This is a genomic window from Arthrobacter sp. ES3-54 (genome assembly GCF_029504395.1).
In the GTDB taxonomy this organism is placed as follows: Bacteria; Actinomycetota; Actinomycetes; order Actinomycetales; family Micrococcaceae; genus Arthrobacter.
In genome coordinates this window covers 25,370-42,295 of sequence record NZ_JAQFIF010000011.1, presented here as the reverse complement: position 1 = coordinate 42,295, position 16,926 = coordinate 25,370, and the positions used below count along the sequence as shown (strand labels likewise).

Sequence of the window (16,926 nt, the reverse complement as noted above, 5' to 3'; positions counted from 1 at the left end):
TAATCGTGCCACGCCAAGCCGCTCAGGAACAGATACCCGCGGACCAGGTGTGCCTAAATTCTGCGGTAGCTGAGGTCGAAGATCAGGCGCCCGGCTTCGTGGGCCTTGTTTTCGAAGCTGGTCAGAATCCTGCCGTCAAAGCGCGGCGCCCAGCCGCCGGTCCCGTCGATGCCCTCGTTGGGTCCGGTGTGCTCGGTGCTGACCGGCGCCCGGCCTTCCTTGACGGGCGCGCCACCCACGCGGGACTCGACGCCGGATTCCCAGACCTGGGTCAGGGGGCTGTCCGCACCGGCGCGCTCGCCCTCGTGCAGGTTCTCGAACTGCGCGGAGCCCGCCATGACCTCGCGGACGTGAACAGCGTAGTTGGACCAGTCGGTCGCGATCCGGAAGATGCCGCCGGGCTTGATGGCCCGGGCGGCGAGATCCACGAAGTCCGGCTGAATGAGGCGGCGCTTGTGGTGCCGGGACTTGTGCCACGGATCCGGGAAGAACACCCATAGTTCCGTTACCGAGTCGGCCGGGAGCATGGTCGCGAGCACCTCGGGGGCATTCGCCTCCACTACCCGCACGTTGCTCAGTTTGCGGCTGTTGATCTTGATCAAAGTGTTGGCCAGACCGGGGGTGTAAACCTCCACGGCCAGGAAGTCCGTGTCCGGGTTTTCCTCCGCGGCGTGGCACACGGCGTCGCCCAGGCCGGAGCCGATCTCCACAACCAGCGGAGCCGTCCGGCCGAATTCGGCTTCCGCGTCGAACACATAGTCCGGGTGTACGGAGGTGTTCGCGATATGGCGGGGGACCTCAACCGCCCAGCGGTCAGAGTGCTCCTCCCAGGCGGCCTGGCGGCGGCCCTGCAGGCGTGTGCCGCGGCGCACGAAGCTGACCGGGCGGCCTCCGTACGTGCCGAACGAAGCCTGGCTGCCGGGGGTCACAGGGCGCGGCAGCCGGGTCTCTTCAGGGGCGCCGGGCGCCGGGTCTGCCGGCGTGCCGGGGGATTCTGGGGATTCGCTCATCCCTTCCAGAATAGTTGAGTTTGCAGGGCCGGGGCGCCTCCGGCGGATCCCGCGGCCCCCTGAAGAAGGGACTGCGGGGCGGGCGACTGCAAGAATGGGGCGGGTGACCTCAGCTGGGAAAACTGACGAGCAGAGCCTTTCGGCCGGCGTTGCTGTCCGGGACGACTCCGCCGCACCGCCACGCGCCGCCGGCCGCCGCATGCTCGCGTACATGGGCATCTGCCTGGTCCTGATCGGGCTGAATCTCCGCACCGTGTTTTCGAGCTTCGCGGCGGTACTGCCCGAGGTGACGGCCGACGCCGGGCTTCCGGCCTGGGCGGTCATGGTGCTCACCACCGTGCCGGTGACGCTGCTCGGCGTGTTTGCCCCGCTGGCGCCGGCGCTGGCACGCCGGTTCGGCGCCGAGCGGGTGCTGCTCGGCGCCATGGCGGTGCTCACGGCAGGGCTGCTGCTGCGGCCCGTGGAGCTGCCCGCGGCCGGCCATCTGCCGGCCCTGCTCGCCGGAACCGCCGCGTGCGGCGCCGCGATTTCACTGTGCAACGTGCTGCTGCCCGGTGTCGTCAAGCGTGACTTCCCGCGCCGCCTGGGCCTCATGGGCGGCCTGTACACCACAGCGATCTGCGCCTCGGCAGCCCTTGGCGCCGGGTTCACGTTCCCGGTTTTCCGGGCGACCGGGCAGTGGACAGCGGCGCTCTGGTTCTGGGCGCTGCCAGCCGGCGTCGTCCTTCTCTTGTTCCTGCCGCCGGCACTCCGGGCAAGTCCCGGCGGTCCCACGCCGCCGGCCGGCGGCGTCAGCGTCTGGCGCTCCGCCGTGGCCTGGCAGGTGACTGCGTTCATGGTCCTGCAGGCCATGATGTCCTTCAGCGTCTTTGCCTGGCTGGCCCCGATCCTGCGCGAACGCGGCGTGGACGGCGGCACGGCCGGCCTGATCGTCTCGGCCTCGATTGTGCTTCAGATGCTGGGCTCGCTGTTCGCGCCGGCGCTGGCCACCCGGTTCCGGGACCAGCGCGCCATTAACACGGTGGTGGCGCTCATGACCGGCGGAGGCTTCGCGCTCAGCATCTTCGGGCCCCTGGACGTGATCTGGCTGTGGACCGGGCTGCTGGGCCTGGGCCAGGGGAGCCTGACCGCCGCCGCCCTGACCCTGATCATGGTCCGCACCCGCGACGGGCACGCAGCGGCCCACCTCTCCGGGATGATGCAGGGCGTGGGCTACGGACTTGGCTCCAGCGGCACCCTCCTGGTCGGCCAGCTCCACCAGTCCACCGGGTCCTTTGCCGCGGCGGGCGTGCTGTTTCTGCTGGTGGGCTCGCTCGCCGCCGTATTCGGGTACCGGGCCGGACGGGACCGCTTCGTCGGCGACTGACGCTTTAAATAGGTTGAGCTATCAGTTGTTGCTGTTCTGAGCCTCCAGAACAGCAACAACTGATAGCGCAACCGGGCGGGACGGGATCAGAGGGTGAGGTCTTTGCCCTTCGTTTCCGGGATGGTGAAGACGAAGGCCGCGGAGACGGCGAGCAGCAGCACGGCGTAGACGTTGAACAGCTGCGGCATCTGCACGGTGGTGCCGAGCCACTGCTGCAGGTAGGGCGCGGTTCCGCCGAAGAGTGCCACGCAGATTGAGTAAGGCACTCCGACGCCCACCGTGCGGATGCTCGTGGGGAACAGTTCCGCGTACACGGCCGGCACAATCGCGGCGCTGGCGGCGATGAAGATCAGCATGACGGACATGCTGACGGCCAGCTGCCAGGCGGAATCCTTGAGCAGGGCGGTCATCGGGAAGTGCATGACGCCTGCACCGATCGCACCGGCCCACAGCACCTTCTTGCGTCCGATCCGGTCGGACAGCTTGCCCCAGAACGGCAGGGCTGCGATGAATACGACGTTGCCGACTACACCGGCCCACAGGGCCTCGCCCCGGTCGATCTTCAGCGCAGTGGTGGCGTAGCTGGGGGCGACGACTCCCCAGATGTAGTAGATGACGGTCAGGCCGACGGTCAGGCCGATCACCTGGAGGGCCTGCTTGCGGTGCCGGACGATCTGCGGCCAGATCGGAGCGCGCTTCTCCGTCGCGGCTTCGCCCTCGAAGACGTCCGTTTCGTGCAGCCGGGACCGCATGATCAGCGCGTAGAGGCCCATTGCCGCCCCGATCAGGAACGGGATGCGCCAGCCCCACGCATTCATGACTTCGGTGCTCAGGGCCATGTTCAGCACGGCGCCGAGCAGGGTTCCGAACAGGATCCCCACAGTGCCGGAGGTGTAGATCAGCGTGGCCCAGAAGCCGCGGTGTTCCTTCGGCGCCATTTCGGACAGGTAGGTCTGCGACGACGGCAGTTCGCCGCCGTGCGCCAGGCCCTGGATCAGGCGCGCCACCAGGAGCGTGAGCGACGCCCACACACCGACGGCCGCAAAGGTCGGCGCGATGCCGATCATCAGGCTGCCCACCGACGCCAGCCCCACGGCCAGGGTCATGGAAGCTTTCCGGCCGATCCGGTCACCGATCCAGCCGAACAGGAAGCCGCCGAAAGGGCGGGCGACGAAGCCGACGGCGAAAATCGCCAGCGTGGACAGCACCGCGGACGCAGGGTCCGACTTGCTGAAAAGCTGGCTGGCGATGAACGGCGTGAAGGTGGCGTAGATGGCCCAGTCGTACCATTCGACGGCGTTGCCGATGCCCGTGCCGATGAGTGTCTTGCGGGTGGATGTTCGGGTTGCCGCCGGTGTAATCGCGGTTGCAGTCATGGTCTTCTCCCTCAGGGGTGGCGGCTAGGAAAGGGTGGCGGCGGCGGCCAGGTTGGCCGCGGCGGGAGCGTCGGCTGCCGCAAGCGCGGCCAGCCTCGAAATGGCGAGCTCCGCGTAGAGTGCGGCGCCGTCAGCCAGCACGCCGTCGTCGAACGTGGCGTACGGGGAGTGATTGAACGCGGATGTGGCGTGGTCGGCGTCCCGGGGGACGGCGCTCAGCCCGATGAAGGTGCCGGGGACTTCGGCGAGAACCCTCGAGAAGTCTTCGGAGCCGCTGAGCGGGGTGGCCCAGCGGGCCAGCCGGGAATCGCCGAACAGGCCCTCGATGACGTTCTCTGCGGTGTGCGTCTCGTCCTCGTCCGTGATGGTGAGGGGATACTCCTGCTGGTAGTCGACGTCGACCTCGAGGCCGTGCGCCGCGGCGATTCCCTTCAGCAGGCGCGGCACGGCGTCCATCATTTTCTGCCGGGCTTCCTCGGAGAAGGTCCTGATGGTGGCCTCGATGCGCGCGGTTTCCGGGATGATGTTGCGCTTGGTGCCGGCCTGGAGGACCCCCACGGAGAGGACTACGGGATCGAACATGTTGAACTGGCGGGTGATCATCACCTGGAGGGCGGTGACCATTTCGGCGGCCGCCGTCACTGGGTCCTTGGCAGAGTGCGGGGCCGACCCGTGGCCGCCGGCGCCGAGCACGGTGACCATCAGGCCGTCGGAGGAGCTGAGCATGACGCCGGGCTTGGTGCAGAACGTGCCGTGCGGTTCCAGGGCGGAGAAGACGTGCATGCCGTAGGCGGCGTCGACACGCCGGCCGGCGGCATCCAGCACGCCTTCGCGGATCATGTGGCTGGCACCGTCGAAGCCTTCCTCGCCGGGCTGGAACATCAGGACGACGTCGCCGGCCAGTTGGTGCCGGCGTTCGGCCAAGAGCGTGGCGGCTCCTGCCAGCATGGAAGTGTGGAGGTCGTGACCGCAGGCGTGCATGGCGCCGTCGATCCGGGACGTGTAGTCCACGCCTGTTTTCTCCTGCACCGGCAGGCCGTCCATGTCAGCGCGCAGCAGCACGGCCGGGCGGGCGCCCGCGCCGGTTCCGGATGCCTGGCCGCGCAGTACCGCGGTGACCGACGTCGTGTCCTTGCCCAGGGTGATCTCGTAGGGAAGCCCGTCGAGGGCTTTGAGCACTTTTTCCTGGGTGCGGGGCAGCGTCAGGCCGATCTCGGGTTCCCGGTGCAGTTCATGGCGGAGCCGGGCAAGGTCCGCCTGCATCTCCCGGGCGTCTGCGGCGATCGGCACGTGTTCTCCTTATTTGTCGAAATCGTTGGGTTGTGGCATTTGCTGGTGATTTGGCTGGGTTCGCGTCCGCTGAGGACGTCCTGCGTCTATTCTCAAGTGACATGGTTCACACGCGGTCGAAGGCCAGAAAAAATGCAAACGACCGCCGCTGCCGCAGGTTTCGTGCACACATGAAGGGAAATATGATGGAACTCAGCGAGGATGACCTCGCCCTGATCAATGTCCTGCAGATTGCCCCGCGCCTGAGCTGGGCGGATGCGGCCCAGGTGCTGGACGTTCATGCCACCACGCTCGCCGCCCGTTGGGAGCGGCTGCTGGCCTCTGGCGTTTCCTGGATCACCGCCCACTTGATCGGCGATCCTCAGCAGATGTGCCTGGCGTTCGTCGCCGTGGACTGCGAAATGAACCGTCGTGAGGAGGTCACCGCCAAGCTCGCCGAGATGCCGGAAATCGTCACGGTGGAGGAGGCGGCCAGCAACCGGGATCTCATGCTGACCGTCATTACGCCTTCCCTGGACGATTTCAGTCTGAAGGTCATCTCGCGGCTGAAGGAGATCGACGGCCTCCTCAAATATCAGACCGCCCTGTGCACCAGGTTGCACGCGAGTGGCGGCTCCTGGCGGCTCAATGTGTTGAGCCGCGCACAGCAGGCCGCCGTGCGGGCGTTGGCCGGCCCGGAGGCCACCGGGGTTGCCCAGGCTGCCGCCCGGGAAGTGTTGCCGGAAAGTCACCTGGCGCTCCTGCCGTTCCTGGCTAGGGACGGACGGGCCTCTGCGGCGGACATTGCCCGCGGGCTGGGCAGGCACCCTGCCACCGTCCAGCGCCAGCTTAACCGCGTGCTCGCCAGCGGCATCCTGTCACTCCGGTGCGAGGTGGCCCAGAAGCTCTCGGCGTTCCCCGTGACCTGCCAATGGTTCGTCAACGTCCCCGCGGGGCGGCACGAGGCAGCCGCCGCTGAGCTGAGGACCATGCGGAACGTGCGGCTCAGCGCCTCCACCACGGGGCCTACGAACTTCGTGATCATCATGTGGCTGCAGTCGCTGGCGGATGTCATGAACATCGAGGTGGCGCTGCAGCAGAAAGTGCCCGGGATCGTGCTCGTGGAAAGCGTCGTCATGCTGAGCACCGTCAAGCGCGTGGGCTGGATGCTGAACCCGGACTCAAGGGCCAGCGGCGCCGTCGTGGTTCCGGCCCAGGGGTTCGAAGCGGCGGACTGACGCGGCGGATGGGGCCGGACTGACAGGTCAGAACCGGGGCACGGCGTGCCGCGGTTCCAAGCTGTGGCATGCTTCCCCTAGGCGCTCTGCACCTGCTGCAGCCTCCATCAGCTACCTCAGGAGCCGCGCCGCCAGCCCCGTCCCGCCCGGACCGGCCTTGACCTCAAGCCGAGTTGAGGTTCCAGGGTTGCGTCCATGTCTCCCGATCAGGTCCCTCCCGTGTCCCGAACCGACCCGCCCGCCCGTCCGAAATCCGTCCCGGAATCGGCCGGCATTTTCCACCGCAGCTACCTGCTGGTGACGCTCGGCGCCTGCGCGCTGGTGTTCCTGGCGGCCTTCGAGTCCCTGGCGGTGACCACCATCATGCCGCTCGTCAGCCGGGAGCTGGATGGCGCCGGCCTCTACGCCTTGGCCTTCGCCGGGCCGCTCGCCACCGGGGTGATCGGGATGGTGGCAGCAGGCAGCTGGTCGGACCGCAAGGGGCCCGTGGCGCCGCTACTGGCAGCGGTGGGCATGTTCGTGCTTGGCCTGCTCATCGCCGGTACCGCCGGAACCATGCCGGTGCTGGTGGCCGGACGGCTGGTGCAGGGACTCGGCGGGGGCGGGCTGACCGTGGCCCTCTACGTGGTCATCGCCCGGGTCTACCCGCCGGTCCTGCATCCGAAAATCTTCGCCGCCTTCTCCGCGGCCTGGGTCATCCCGTCCCTGGTGGGCCCGTTCGCGGCCGGCGCCGTGGCGGAACTTGCCGGCTGGCAGTGGGTCTTTCTCGGCGTGGTCGGACTCGTGGTCCCGGCACTGCTCCTGACGGCCCCGGCCTTGCGCGGCCTGAACGGAAGACCCGGCGCCGCCGGAGATCCCCCGGCAAATGTGGAGACCGCAGCCGGCGGCCGTCCGCCGGGTGGCCTGGCCAAGTTGGCACTCGCGGCGCTGGCAGCGCTCGCCGTGCTGGGCCTGAACCTGTCCGCCGCGGTACCGGGGGCCGGGGCGGTGCTGGCGGCGGCCGCCGTCGCCGTCGCACTCCTGGCCGTCCGTCCGCTCATGCCGCGCGGCACGCTGACCGCCCGGCGCGGCCTGCCGAGCGTGATCCTCACCCGCGGGCTCGCGTCCGCAGCTTTCTTCGGTGCCGAGGTCTACCTGCCGTACTTGCTCGTGGAACGTTACGCCTTTCCCCCGACGTTTGCGGGCCTCACGCTCACCGGCGGTGCTATTGCCTGGGCGGCGGCCTCGGCCATCCAGGGGAAGCTGGGGACCCGGCTGGAGCACCGGAGGGCGGTGCGGATCGGTTCGGCCCTCGTCCTTGGCGCTGTCGTGCTGGCCCTCGTGACAACGGTGTTGGCGTGGCCGGCCGCCGTCGCGATCGCGGGATGGATCTTCGCCGGGGGTGGCATGGGCCTGATGTATCCGCGCCTCAGCGTCATGACCCTGGCTCTCTCCACCAAGGACACCGAGGGCTTCAACAGCTCGGCGATGTCCATTTCGGATTCCCTCGGCGGCGCCTTGGCCCTCGCCGGCACCGGGATCGTGTTCGCCGCGTTCGCGACGGCGACTCCGTCGGCGTCGTTTGCCGGAGTCTTCGGGCTGACGGCGGTGATCGGGATCGCCGCCGTAGCCGTCGCGCCGCGCGTCGCCGTCGTCCCGGCCGCCGTCAGGACACCGGTGTAACGGCACAGCACCAGAACGGCCCAGCACCAGAACGACACGGCACCACAACGGCCTAGCATCCTAAAGGCCCAGCACGGCAAAAGAGCCCCGGCCGGATGATCCGGCCGGGGCTCCTTTTGCATCAGCTCACTTCTGTATCAGTGCTCTGTTGTAGCAACGCTCCTTTGTATCAGCGCTTCTTTATATATCAGCGCATGGATCAGGCAGCCGCACGGGCTTCCTCCTGCAAGCGGACGGCCTTCCATTCCACAATCCGGGCCTGCTGCAGCGGGGTCTTCCGGTTGAAGTGCCAGGCCGCACCCAGCAGCAGGAACCACACGGGGGCCACGAAGAGTGCCAGACGGGTGTCATCGGCCTGCGCCAGCGCCACCAGCATGAAGACGAAGAACGCGAGCACGACGTACGGCATGAAGGCGGAGCCGGGCATCTTGAAGGCCGAAGCCTCGTGCAGGGCAGGCCGCCGCCGGCGGAAGGCGATGTAGCTGATCAGGATCATGGACCACACAAACATGGTCAGCACGGAGGCCACTGAAGTGACGATCGTGAACGCGCCGATCACGGAGTCGCCGGCATAGAGCAGGACAAGGCCGGCCAGCAGGAAGATGCAGGAGAACAGCAGCGCGTTCTGCGGCACCTTGCGGATGCTGAGCTTTCCGAATGCCTTGGGCGCGTTCCCGTCCTGGGCCAGGCCGTAGACCATCCGGGACGTTGAGTAGATTCCGGAGTTGGCGCTGGAGGCGGCGGAGGTCAGGACCACAAGGTTGATCACCACTGCGGCGATCCCCAGCCCGGCCAGCGTGAACATGCCGATGAACGGGCTGCTGGCGGGGTCGATGGTGCGCCACGGGTTGACCGCCATGATGACCACCAGGGCGCCCACGTAGAAGAGGAGGACGCGGACCGGGATGGAGTTGATGGCCCGGGGCAGGTTCTTCTCCGGGTCCTTGGTTTCGGCGGCGGCGGTGCCCACCAGTTCGATCCCGGCGAAGGCGAAGATGGCGATCTGGAAGCCGAGGACGAAGCCGAACATGCCGTGCGGGAACATGCCGCCGTCGTTCCACATGTTGGCGAGGTTGGCTTCCGCCCCGTTCGGGGACGTGAAGTGGGTGGCGATCATGACCGCGCCGGTGATGATCAGGGCCACGATGGCGACGACTTTGATGATGGCAAACCAGAACTCCGCTTCACCGAACGCCTTCACGGTGGGGAGGTTCAGGAGGATCAAGACCACGGGCGTGAGCAGCGCCGGGATCCACAGGGGCGTGCCGGGCGCGAGCTTGTCCACGTATCCGGCAATGGCGACGATGTCTGCCACTCCGGTGACCACCCAGAAGAACCAGTAGGACCAGCCGGTGAAGAAGCTGGCCCAGGGGCCGAGCAGGTCGCCGGCGAAGTCGCTGAAGGATTTGTAGTTCAGGTTGGAGAGCAGGATTTCGCCCATCGCACGCATCACGAAAAACAGCATGAAGCCGATGATCATGTAGACGAAGATGACGGACGGCCCGGCCAGCGAGATGGTCTTGCCGGACCCCATGAACAGGCCGGTGCCAATTGCGCCGCCGATGGCGAGCAATTGGATGTGGCGGTTGCCGAGGGCGCGGGCGAGGTGCGGCTCGCGGTTCCCGGCGCCGGAGTCACCGGTGGCGGAGGCGGCAGTGTCAGATTCTGAAATGGCCGGAGCGGCCGAGGTGGTGCGTTCAGACATGAGGCTTCTTCCTTGTCACAGGCGGTCGCAGCGGGCGGGGGGTGCGCAGTGCGGGCCGCACGGATCCGTCAGGGTGTGACGGAGGTAACAGTTTTGGCGGGTAAATCAAGGTTAGGGCCGGAATTTCGTGGTCCCTGGTGTCGCGACGGCCCCCGCAGTGGGCCCGGCCGGCCGGTGATGTGCCGTGGCGCTGCCGGCGGAACGGAACTCCCGGAAGGCGCGGAAGCGGGTCCGGAGCCCGCATCCTTCGCAGGCCCTAGGGGAAAACGCGACGCCGGCACGGCCGCCCTCTTCCCGCTCCGGTAGCGCGTTTCCGCGAATCAGCCACCCGGGGGCAGGTTCGACAACTGTCGACCATCTTAGCTTCAGTTGTCGTCCGCTGTCTTTTGTCACATTTTTTGCGCGGCAACGGTGCGACGACGGCGACGGAACGGCCCCGCCGTGGGCGGGGCCGTTAGGGGGCGCAGTTCGGTTCTGCTGGTCAGTTGGGCCGTTTTGTTGCGCGGTTCAGTTTCTCCAGCTCAGTTGCGCCCGCTACTCCTTCGCGAAGCCGTCCTCGGCCCGTTCGCCGGCCTCCTGCAGCTTGGCCTGGGCCTGCTCATGCCGGGCGTCGCGCTTGAGGTCCTCATCGCCCGTCATCTTGCCGGTACCTTCTTTACCTTCTTTGGCTGCGCCGATGTGGTGGATGACCGTGAGGTTGGCCTTGCCGTCGATTCCCATGATGTTCCCTTCCCATGATTCCTAGCTCATGCGGTGTTGCTGTTCGTCCAACCGGGCCAACGGGCGCGGTTGGGTCCAGCCACTTAGCCCTGGTGCCACTGGTGAATCGGACCCGAACCGGGAGTGGATGGCCCAGCAATGGATCGATTCCGAGGACCGGTTCGCGGCGTCCATGATTTCCGGGGTCGCTCCCTCGACCGATTGCCCGGCAGCCTACTGGGCGGCCAGGCGCGTGGCCCGCAGCACGGCATCGGTGAGGGACACGGCCTCGCCCTCGGGTCCGATGGCGCTGCGTTGCCGGCTGTCCAGGACCTCGACGCGCCACAGTGGCTCCTCGATCCGGAGCTCCCGGGCAAGGTCCTCGGCGGTGAAGAACTTCTCCGGCGTATGGTGTGCGCCCCACGGAGGCAGCCTGTCGGGGTGATGGCCGACGATCAGCAGCGTCCCGCCGGTCCGGACCGCGGCGGCGGCGAGCTGCAGCGCCTGCTGCCACGGCATCTGGGTGGAATGCAGGAACTGGGCCGTGACGAGATCGAACAATCGGTCCGGGACCCACGTGGCAAGATCCTGCTGCACCCACTCGATCGTGGCGTCCTGGTCCCGTTCCCGGGCGTGGGCGGCCGCACGCTCCAGCGCGACAGCCGAAACGTCCAGGCCAGTCACCGCCCAGCCGCGGGCAGCTAGCCAAATGGCGTCCGCACCCTCGCCGCACCCCAGATCCAGTGCCTCGCCCGGAGGCAGGTCCGCCACCTCCGCGACGAGTTGCGGATTCGGATCCCCGCTCCACATCTTGGGCCGGCTGCTGTATTTTTCATCCCACATCTGGGCCGCAGTGCCGGGCGCCGCGTGCCCGTCGGCGTCGTGCGCGTGGGTGTGGCTCTGGCCCTGGCTGTGTTTTGTCATGGTTTCCCCTCATCGCGGTATTCCGACAGGTTTGGCTGACTGTTTCCCTGCGGGCCGTCGTCGACGGCGGGCGCCACGACCGCGGTGACGAAGCCGGCCGGCGCGGACCGCCGTCGGGTCTCCCGGCCAAAATTCCTGTGCTCCTCAAGCTCCAACCCGAAGGACCCAACAAAGTCCGCAGCGCTCTTCCTGGCGGGGGGAGTGTTGTCGATGCCAAAGGTCAGCGGCTCACCCACGAATCTCGCGGCAGCCCGGGCGTACCGCATGTACGGCGACCGCGAGGCGATGGTCTCCCCGGAGAAGTAGTCAAAGGCCACGACGCTGCCGGCGGCGGTGCCGGCGATCCTGCTAAGTGTGGCCCCGACCGAGTCGCGGTCCAGATACATGGTCACCCCTTCCCAGAGGAACAACGCGGGCTTGCCGGGGTCGAAGCCTGACGCCGCAAGCTTTTCCATCCAGTCCTCGGTCTCGAAATCGGCGGACACGTACGTGGAAAGGCGGATCGGCAGACCCGCTTTCTCGAGCATCGCGAGTTTGTGGGCCTGCGTCCGGGGCAGGTCGATTTCAAAGCAGCGCACACGGTCCTCCGGTGACAGCCTGAACGCACGGGTGTCGAATCCTGCCCCGAGGATCACCAGCTGGTCAATGCCGGCCAGATGCCGCTGGAGGGCAGCGTCGTAGTAGCTGGTCCGTGCTGTCGCCTGATGGCGCATCGGGGCCTGCCCCTGGTACGGATAGCGGTAGATTCTGGGAACGAAGCCCGTCAGCAGGTGTCCCACGAGCGTGGGGGCGGTCTCCAGCCGGAACCCTTCCTGGGACACATTCGGCATGACTGCCATGAGCCGGGCGGCAGGCTCATCCGGCCTCGTCCCCAGCCGGTGCTGCATGTAGCGCGTGTAGAGGGAGGCGAACATTGTCGCCGAAACGCCCGCGCGCCGGCTGTAGTTGAGGAGCCGGGGGACAGTCGCGACGTAACCGGCCGCCCCTATAGGCAACAGCGCCACTTGGATGGCCCGAAAGAAGCCAGCGGCGAGAATTCCCGGCATCGCCCCCCGTCTCCTCTCGTCACTTTGTCCGCCCACCATGCTCCTCCGGGACGCAAAGGTGGTCAATACACGCTTTGGGCTTCCCTTGGAACGCCGCGCAGGCGGAGGGACTCGCAGAAATCACGCCCCGGAAACGAATCCGAAACCTGTGTCGTGAATGCTGGGCACAAGAGGTTGAACGCGGGGGAAGGGCAATGATCATGGACGTTGACGAAGCACGGAAAATCCACAGCTCCGCCGAGTTGAACGTGGGGGACGAGATCGAGGCCTGGCACAACGGGAAGCTCTTCCATCGGGGCCCGGTAACCCAGACCGTCACGGGCGTGGACCTGTTCTGGATCCTGGATGCACGGACGGGAACCCGCCGCCTCATCGACGCCGAGGCGCTCGTGATCCTGCGGCCGGCCGGCCCCGGCTCGGCCAAGGCAGCGTCACGGCCGCCGGTGCACACAGCCCCTCACACCTCCAAGGACACATCTTCTCAGTCCGCCCACATGCCGCTGTTCCAGGCACCCAGCCTGGCGGGCTAGGGGCCGGGCCGACGGCCGCGGATACGGGCCCCGGCCCTGCCGGGTGGTAGAGTACTAATACTTGATGTGCAGTGATGCCCACTTTTGATTCGGTTGACCGGCTTCGGTCCGTCTTCTGGATCCCTGCCGGATTCCTTCGGGAATTCGCACGCAGGCAGTGGGATTTTTTCATGTGAGAGGCACATCCTGCGTCGATGAACGCGTTCCATTTGGTCCCGGCGGCCGCTTGCTGAAGTTTGGCAGCAGCCCGGTTGATCACCTGACTTTTCTTCGGCGAACCCTTGAGCCAACCGGCATCGGGGGCCGATATCCGCACGGATACCGCCTGAAAGACCTTGAAACACATGACTACATTCGCTGCCCTCGGCACGCCCAAAGCACTTGCCGACACCCTGACCGCCCAGGGGATCGTGGAGCCCTTCCCGATCCAGGTCAAGACACTCCCTGACACCCTGTCCGGACGCGACGTCCTGGGCCGCGGCCGCACCGGCTCCGGCAAGACCATCGCATTCGCCATCCCGCTTGTGGCACGACTCGCCGAGCGGGAAGCCAAGCACTTCCGCAAGCCCGGCCGCCCGATGGGCCTGGTCCTGGCTCCGACCCGCGAGCTGGCCACACAGATCAACGCGACCATCGAGCCGATGGCCAAGGCCATGGGCCTGACCACCACCGTGATCTACGGCGGCATCTCCCAGGCCCGCCAGGAAAAGGCCCTGCGCGCCGGCGTCGACATCGTCATCGCCTGCCCGGGCCGCCTGGAGGACCTGATCCGCCAGCGCATCCTGACCCTCGAAGCAGTCGAGATCACCGTCCTGGACGAGGCCGACCACATGGCTGACCTTGGCTTCCTCCCGGTGGTCAAGAAGCTCATGGACATGACCCCCACCCAGGGCCAGCGCCTGCTGTTCTCCGCCACCCTGGACAACGGCGTGGACAAGATCGTCCAGCGCTACCTGTCCAACCCGCTGACCCACTCCGTGGACGACCCGCAGGCCGCGGTGACCACCATGGAACACCACGTGCTGGTGGTCAACGACCAGACCGTCAAGAAGCAGCTGATCGTAGAGCTCGCTTCCGGTGCCGGCCGCCGCGTGCTCTTCATGCGCACCAAGCACCACGCCCGCAAGCTGGCCAAGACCCTGACGGACGCGGGCATCCCCGCCGTCGATCTCCACGGCAACCTTTCGCAGAACGCCCGTGACCGGAACCTGGCCGAGTTCTCCTCCGGCGACGTCCGCGTCCTGGTGGCCACCGACGTCGCAGCCCGCGGCGTCCACGTCGACGACGTCGAACTGGTCATCCACGTGGATCCGCCCACAGAGCACAAGGCGTACCTGCACCGCTCAGGCCGTACGGCCCGCGCCGGTTCCGACGGCACCGTGGTCACGCTGACCCTGCCCGAGCAGCAGTCCGACGTCAAGAAGCTGATGAAGGCTGCCGGCGTCGAGGTCAACTTCGAGCGCGTCACCGCCAACTCCCCGCTGGTTGCTGAACTGGTCGGCGAAATGGCCGACAAGATCGATCCGCGCACCCGCGCCGCGCTGCTGGCCGCCAAGGCCGCACAGCACGGCGGCGGTAGCTCCACCGGTGCCAACGCCGAGCGCAAGCGCGCCCGCCGCACCACCCAGGCTGCACCCACCGCGGGTGGCCGTGGTGGCCGTGGCGGACGCGGACGCGTCGGAGCCGAGGCTCCCCGCACCGATCTGCCGCGCGCCGAGCGCCGCGCTGTCGCCTATGAAGGCCAGGCGGCTGCCCGCAACGCTGCAGAGCGCGTCGCGGAGAAGAACGAGGACCGCGCCGAAGCCGAGCGCGCCGAGCGCCGGAATGCGCGTGGCCGTGGCCGCACCACCGCCTACGCGCACCACAACGACGTTCCGGCAGCCGGCGGCCGTGCCGCGGCCGGCCGCGGTTCGGACGGGCGCGCCGCCGAGGGACGCAGCGACGCCCGGGGCGCTTCGGCTCCCCGCAGCGGTGCACCCCGCTCCGGTGGCGCTCCCCGCTCCGGCGGCGCACCCCGCGCCGGCGCTTCGGCCGGCGGCCAGCGTAACGGCCGCCCGGCAACCGGCCAGCGCGCCGCAGCCGGCGCCAAGTCCGGCGGTAGCAAGGCCGGAGGCAGCGCAGCTGTCTGGTCCTCCAACACTGGTGGCACCTCGGGCGGATCCTACGCAGGCGGCGGCAACGGTCGCTCCAGCGAAGGCCGTCCGGCCCGCGGCGCCGGCCCGCGCCGCGCGTCGGCTCCGGCCTCGAACGAACGCCGCAGCCGCTAATCCCCGACCGCTCCCTAACCTCGCGAGGGGGCCGGTGGGGAGCACTCGATGAGGTTTCAGGCCTTACCAGCCGCGGGCGCCCCACTCTTCCAGGTGCGGGCGCTCCGCACCGAGGGTGGTGGGCTTGCCGTGGCCCGGATGCACCACGGTGTCATCCGGATACACGTCGAACAGCCGCTCGCTGACATCGGTGATCAGCTGGGCAAACCGCGCCGGATCCTTCTGCGTGTTGCCTACCCCTCCCGGGAACAGCGAATCGCCGGAAAAGATGTGTGCCGGCCCCGCCGGGTCCTGGTACACAAGTGCGATCGAGCCCGGAGTGTGGCCGCGCAGATGCACTGCCGTCACGTCGAAGCCGTCGAAGTTGCCGACGTCCCCGTGATTCAGCAGTACATCCACCGGCACCGGAAGCTCCGAGGCATCCTCTGTCCCGGCCGCCGTTTTCACACCCGTGGCTGCCACCAGGCCGGGCAGCGCCCGGACGTGGTCCCAGTGCCGGTGGGTGGTGGCGATCAGCGCCAGCTTCGGCGTCGCGGATGTATCCGCGACGGCGTCCGCGAGCAGCCCCTGGATGGCGGCCAGATCATCGGCCGCATCGATCAGGAGCTGCGCGCCGGACGCCTTGGCCGTGAGCAGGTACACATTGTTGTCCATCTCGCTGACCGAAATCCGGCGGATGGTGATGTCACGTAACGAGTGAATGAGCGAGTCCATGGGCTCCAGTCTACGGAGGCGCTATTCACGGCCCTGGGACACCCAGTTGGGGTCCGCGGAACGGGAGCCGACGACGGCGTCCGCTGCGGCGTCGAGCGTCTTCAGTTGCGCTGCGGTGAACTCGAGCGCCAGGGCGCCCAGGTTTTCGTCGATCCGGTCCGCCCTGCGCGTGCCGGGGATGGGGACCACAGGCAGCCCCAGCTTCCGGCCCTGCGCGAGCAGCCAGGCCAGCGCCACCTGGGCGGGAGTTGCAGCCCGCCTGGCAACGCTCAGTTCCGCGGCGACCGCCCGCACGGCGGCCACCACACCCTGGTTGGCGCCCGCAGCGTCCGCGGCGAAGCGCGGGATATTGCGGCGGAAGTCGTTGCTGCCCAGCGTCGAGGCGTCCACGGTGCCGGTGAGGAATCCCCGGCCCAGCGGCGAATAGGGCACAAAACCCACCCCGAGTTCGGCGGCGGCGGGAACCACGTTGCGTTCCACGTCGCGGCTCCAGATGGACCATTCGCTCTGGACCGCGGCGATCGGGTGGATGCTGCTGGCCGCGCGCAGCTCCTCGGCCGTCACCTCTGACAGGCCCAGATGCCGCACCTTGCCGGCCTGCACCAGCCCCGCCATGGCCTCCACGGTTTCCACTATCGGAACGCGGAGGTCACGGCGGTGCATGTAGTACAGGTCGATCGAGTCGGTGCCCAGCCGTTGCAGGCTGCGGTCCACCGCCTGTTTCACGTAGGCGGCATCGCCGCGGATGTCCGTGTAGCCCGCCGAGGGATTGCCCACGAGGCCGAACTTGGTGGCCAGCTGGACTTCGCCGCGGCGTTCCTTGAGCAGCCGGGCAATCAGCTCCTCGTTGCTGCCGCCGCCGTAGATGTCCGCCGTGTCGATGAAGCTGACACCGGCATCCACCGCGTGATGCAGGGTCCGCAGGGCCTCGGCCGGGTCCACCTCGCCGTACACAGGGGTCAGGGCCATGCCGCCGAACCCCAGCGGGCTGACCAACAGGTCGTCGCCGAGCTGGACTGTTACTGCATTCATGGGGGTCTCCATTCGCGCACTGAGTAGGTCCGGAGTAGTTCCGTCCCTGCCAAGAACCCCGGGGTGCGCGCGGCTATTCCGGCCGTCG

General features: G+C 67.9%; 14 protein-coding genes. 5 read left to right on the top strand and 9 right to left on the bottom strand.

Translation table 11 applies throughout. The features are described from left to right. Window positions 1–53: 53 nt before the first annotated feature. Entirely contained in the window at window positions 54–1,010 is a 957-nt protein-coding gene (trmB, locus tag M2428_RS16950) for a tRNA (guanosine(46)-N7)-methyltransferase TrmB (RefSeq protein WP_277527131.1), read from the bottom strand. A gap of 94 nt (window positions 1,011–1,104) precedes the next feature. Here trmB and M2428_RS16945 point away from each other — a divergent pair, with 94 nt between their 5' ends. Further along, window positions 1,105–2,376, top strand: coding sequence for an MFS transporter (locus tag M2428_RS16945; protein WP_277527130.1), 1,272 nt, complete (start codon window positions 1,105–1,107; stop codon window positions 2,374–2,376). 86 nt (window positions 2,377–2,462) lie between these two features. Here the strand turns inward: M2428_RS16945 and M2428_RS16940 are convergent, their stop codons facing one another. Both M2428_RS16940 and M2428_RS16935 read right to left on the bottom strand, forming a co-directional pair. Beyond that, window positions 2,463–3,752 (bottom strand): MFS transporter, encoded by a 1,290-nt coding sequence (locus M2428_RS16940; protein ID WP_277527129.1) that lies wholly within the window; start codon window positions 3,750–3,752, stop codon window positions 2,463–2,465. A gap of 24 nt (window positions 3,753–3,776) precedes the next feature. Beyond that, window positions 3,777–5,042 carry a M20 family metallopeptidase gene (locus M2428_RS16935; protein WP_277527128.1) on the bottom strand — a complete coding sequence of 422 codons (1,266 nt, stop codon included), beginning with the start codon at window positions 5,040–5,042 and terminating at the stop codon, window positions 3,777–3,779. Window positions 5,043–5,227: 185 nt separating this feature from the next. On the opposite strand from M2428_RS16935, the gene M2428_RS16930 reads away from it, so the two are divergent. Both M2428_RS16930 and M2428_RS16925 read left to right on the top strand, forming a co-directional pair. Beyond that, window positions 5,228–6,259 (top strand): Lrp/AsnC family transcriptional regulator, encoded by a 1,032-nt coding sequence (locus tag M2428_RS16930; protein ID WP_277527209.1) that lies wholly within the window; start codon window positions 5,228–5,230, stop codon window positions 6,257–6,259. 195 nt (window positions 6,260–6,454) lie between these two features. After that, window positions 6,455–7,921 carry an MFS transporter gene (locus tag M2428_RS16925; protein WP_277527127.1) on the top strand — a complete coding sequence of 489 codons (1,467 nt, stop codon included), beginning with the start codon at window positions 6,455–6,457 and terminating at the stop codon, window positions 7,919–7,921. 199 nt (window positions 7,922–8,120) lie between these two features. Here the strand turns inward: M2428_RS16925 and M2428_RS16920 are convergent, their stop codons facing one another. From M2428_RS16920 to M2428_RS16905, 4 genes are all read right to left on the bottom strand, one after another. Continuing rightward, complete coding sequence (locus tag M2428_RS16920; protein ID WP_277527126.1) at window positions 8,121–9,626, bottom strand: amino acid permease; 1,506 nt, start codon at window positions 9,624–9,626, stop codon at window positions 8,121–8,123. Window positions 9,627–10,160: 534 nt separating this feature from the next. Further along, on the bottom strand, window positions 10,161–10,346 hold the full coding sequence (locus tag M2428_RS16915) for a CsbD family protein (RefSeq protein ID WP_277527125.1): 186 nt from the start codon (window positions 10,344–10,346) through the stop codon (window positions 10,161–10,163). 213 nt (window positions 10,347–10,559) lie between these two features. Then, entirely contained in the window at window positions 10,560–11,249 is a 690-nt protein-coding gene (locus M2428_RS16910) for a class I SAM-dependent methyltransferase (RefSeq protein ID WP_277527124.1), read from the bottom strand. Beyond that, complete coding sequence (locus tag M2428_RS16905; RefSeq protein WP_277527123.1) at window positions 11,246–12,295, bottom strand: SAM-dependent methyltransferase; 1,050 nt, start codon at window positions 12,293–12,295, stop codon at window positions 11,246–11,248. Before M2428_RS16905 ends, M2428_RS16910 begins: the two co-directional genes overlap by 4 nt. Window positions 12,296–12,495: 200 nt before the next feature. Between M2428_RS16905 and M2428_RS16900 the strand changes: the two genes are divergently transcribed. Both M2428_RS16900 and M2428_RS16895 read left to right on the top strand, forming a co-directional pair. Beyond that, a complete protein-coding gene (locus M2428_RS16900; RefSeq protein WP_277527122.1) occupies window positions 12,496–12,825 on the top strand; it encodes a hypothetical protein in 330 nt (109 codons plus the stop codon). A 344-nt stretch (window positions 12,826–13,169) separates the two neighbouring features. Next, complete coding sequence (locus M2428_RS16895; RefSeq protein WP_277527121.1) at window positions 13,170–15,092, top strand: DEAD/DEAH box helicase; 1,923 nt, start codon at window positions 13,170–13,172, stop codon at window positions 15,090–15,092. A 63-nt stretch (window positions 15,093–15,155) separates the two neighbouring features. Here M2428_RS16895 and M2428_RS16890 read toward each other — a convergent pair whose 3' ends face one another. Together M2428_RS16890 and M2428_RS16885 are read right to left on the bottom strand one after the other, a co-directional pair. Continuing rightward, window positions 15,156–15,806, bottom strand: coding sequence for an MBL fold metallo-hydrolase (locus M2428_RS16890; RefSeq protein WP_277527120.1), 651 nt, complete (start codon window positions 15,804–15,806; stop codon window positions 15,156–15,158). Between the two features lie 21 nt (window positions 15,807–15,827). Then, on the bottom strand, window positions 15,828–16,850 hold the full coding sequence (locus M2428_RS16885; protein ID WP_277527119.1) for an aldo/keto reductase: 1,023 nt from the start codon (window positions 16,848–16,850) through the stop codon (window positions 15,828–15,830). Window positions 16,851–16,926: the final 76 nt, after the last annotated feature.

What these genes read in the sequence shown, in the direction of transcription:
- trmB (WP_277527131.1), bottom strand. Translation starts at nt 1,010, where the DNA reads ATGAGCGAATCCCCAGAATCCCCCGGCACGCCGGCAGACCCGGCGCCC.
- M2428_RS16945 (WP_277527130.1), top strand. Translation starts at nt 1,105, where the DNA reads ATGGGGCGGGTGACCTCAGCTGGGAAAACTGACGAGCAGAGCCTTTCG.
- M2428_RS16940 (WP_277527129.1), bottom strand. Translation starts at nt 3,752, where the DNA reads ATGACTGCAACCGCGATTACACCGGCGGCAACCCGAACATCCACCCGC.
- M2428_RS16930 (WP_277527209.1), top strand. Translation starts at nt 5,228, where the DNA reads ATGGAACTCAGCGAGGATGACCTCGCCCTGATCAATGTCCTGCAGATT.
- M2428_RS16925 (WP_277527127.1), top strand. Translation starts at nt 6,455, where the DNA reads ATGTCTCCCGATCAGGTCCCTCCCGTGTCCCGAACCGACCCGCCCGCC.
- M2428_RS16920 (WP_277527126.1), bottom strand. Translation starts at nt 9,626, where the DNA reads ATGTCTGAACGCACCACCTCGGCCGCTCCGGCCATTTCAGAATCTGAC.
- M2428_RS16915 (WP_277527125.1), bottom strand. Translation starts at nt 10,346, where the DNA reads ATGGGAATCGACGGCAAGGCCAACCTCACGGTCATCCACCACATCGGC.
- M2428_RS16910 (WP_277527124.1), bottom strand. Translation starts at nt 11,249, where the DNA reads ATGACAAAACACAGCCAGGGCCAGAGCCACACCCACGCGCACGACGCC.
- M2428_RS16905 (WP_277527123.1), bottom strand. Translation starts at nt 12,295, where the DNA reads ATGCCGGGAATTCTCGCCGCTGGCTTCTTTCGGGCCATCCAAGTGGCG.
- M2428_RS16900 (WP_277527122.1), top strand. Translation starts at nt 12,496, where the DNA reads ATGGACGTTGACGAAGCACGGAAAATCCACAGCTCCGCCGAGTTGAAC.
- M2428_RS16895 (WP_277527121.1), top strand. Translation starts at nt 13,170, where the DNA reads ATGACTACATTCGCTGCCCTCGGCACGCCCAAAGCACTTGCCGACACC.
- M2428_RS16890 (WP_277527120.1), bottom strand. Translation starts at nt 15,806, where the DNA reads ATGGACTCGCTCATTCACTCGTTACGTGACATCACCATCCGCCGGATT.
- M2428_RS16885 (WP_277527119.1), bottom strand. Translation starts at nt 16,850, where the DNA reads ATGGAGACCCCCATGAATGCAGTAACAGTCCAGCTCGGCGACGACCTG.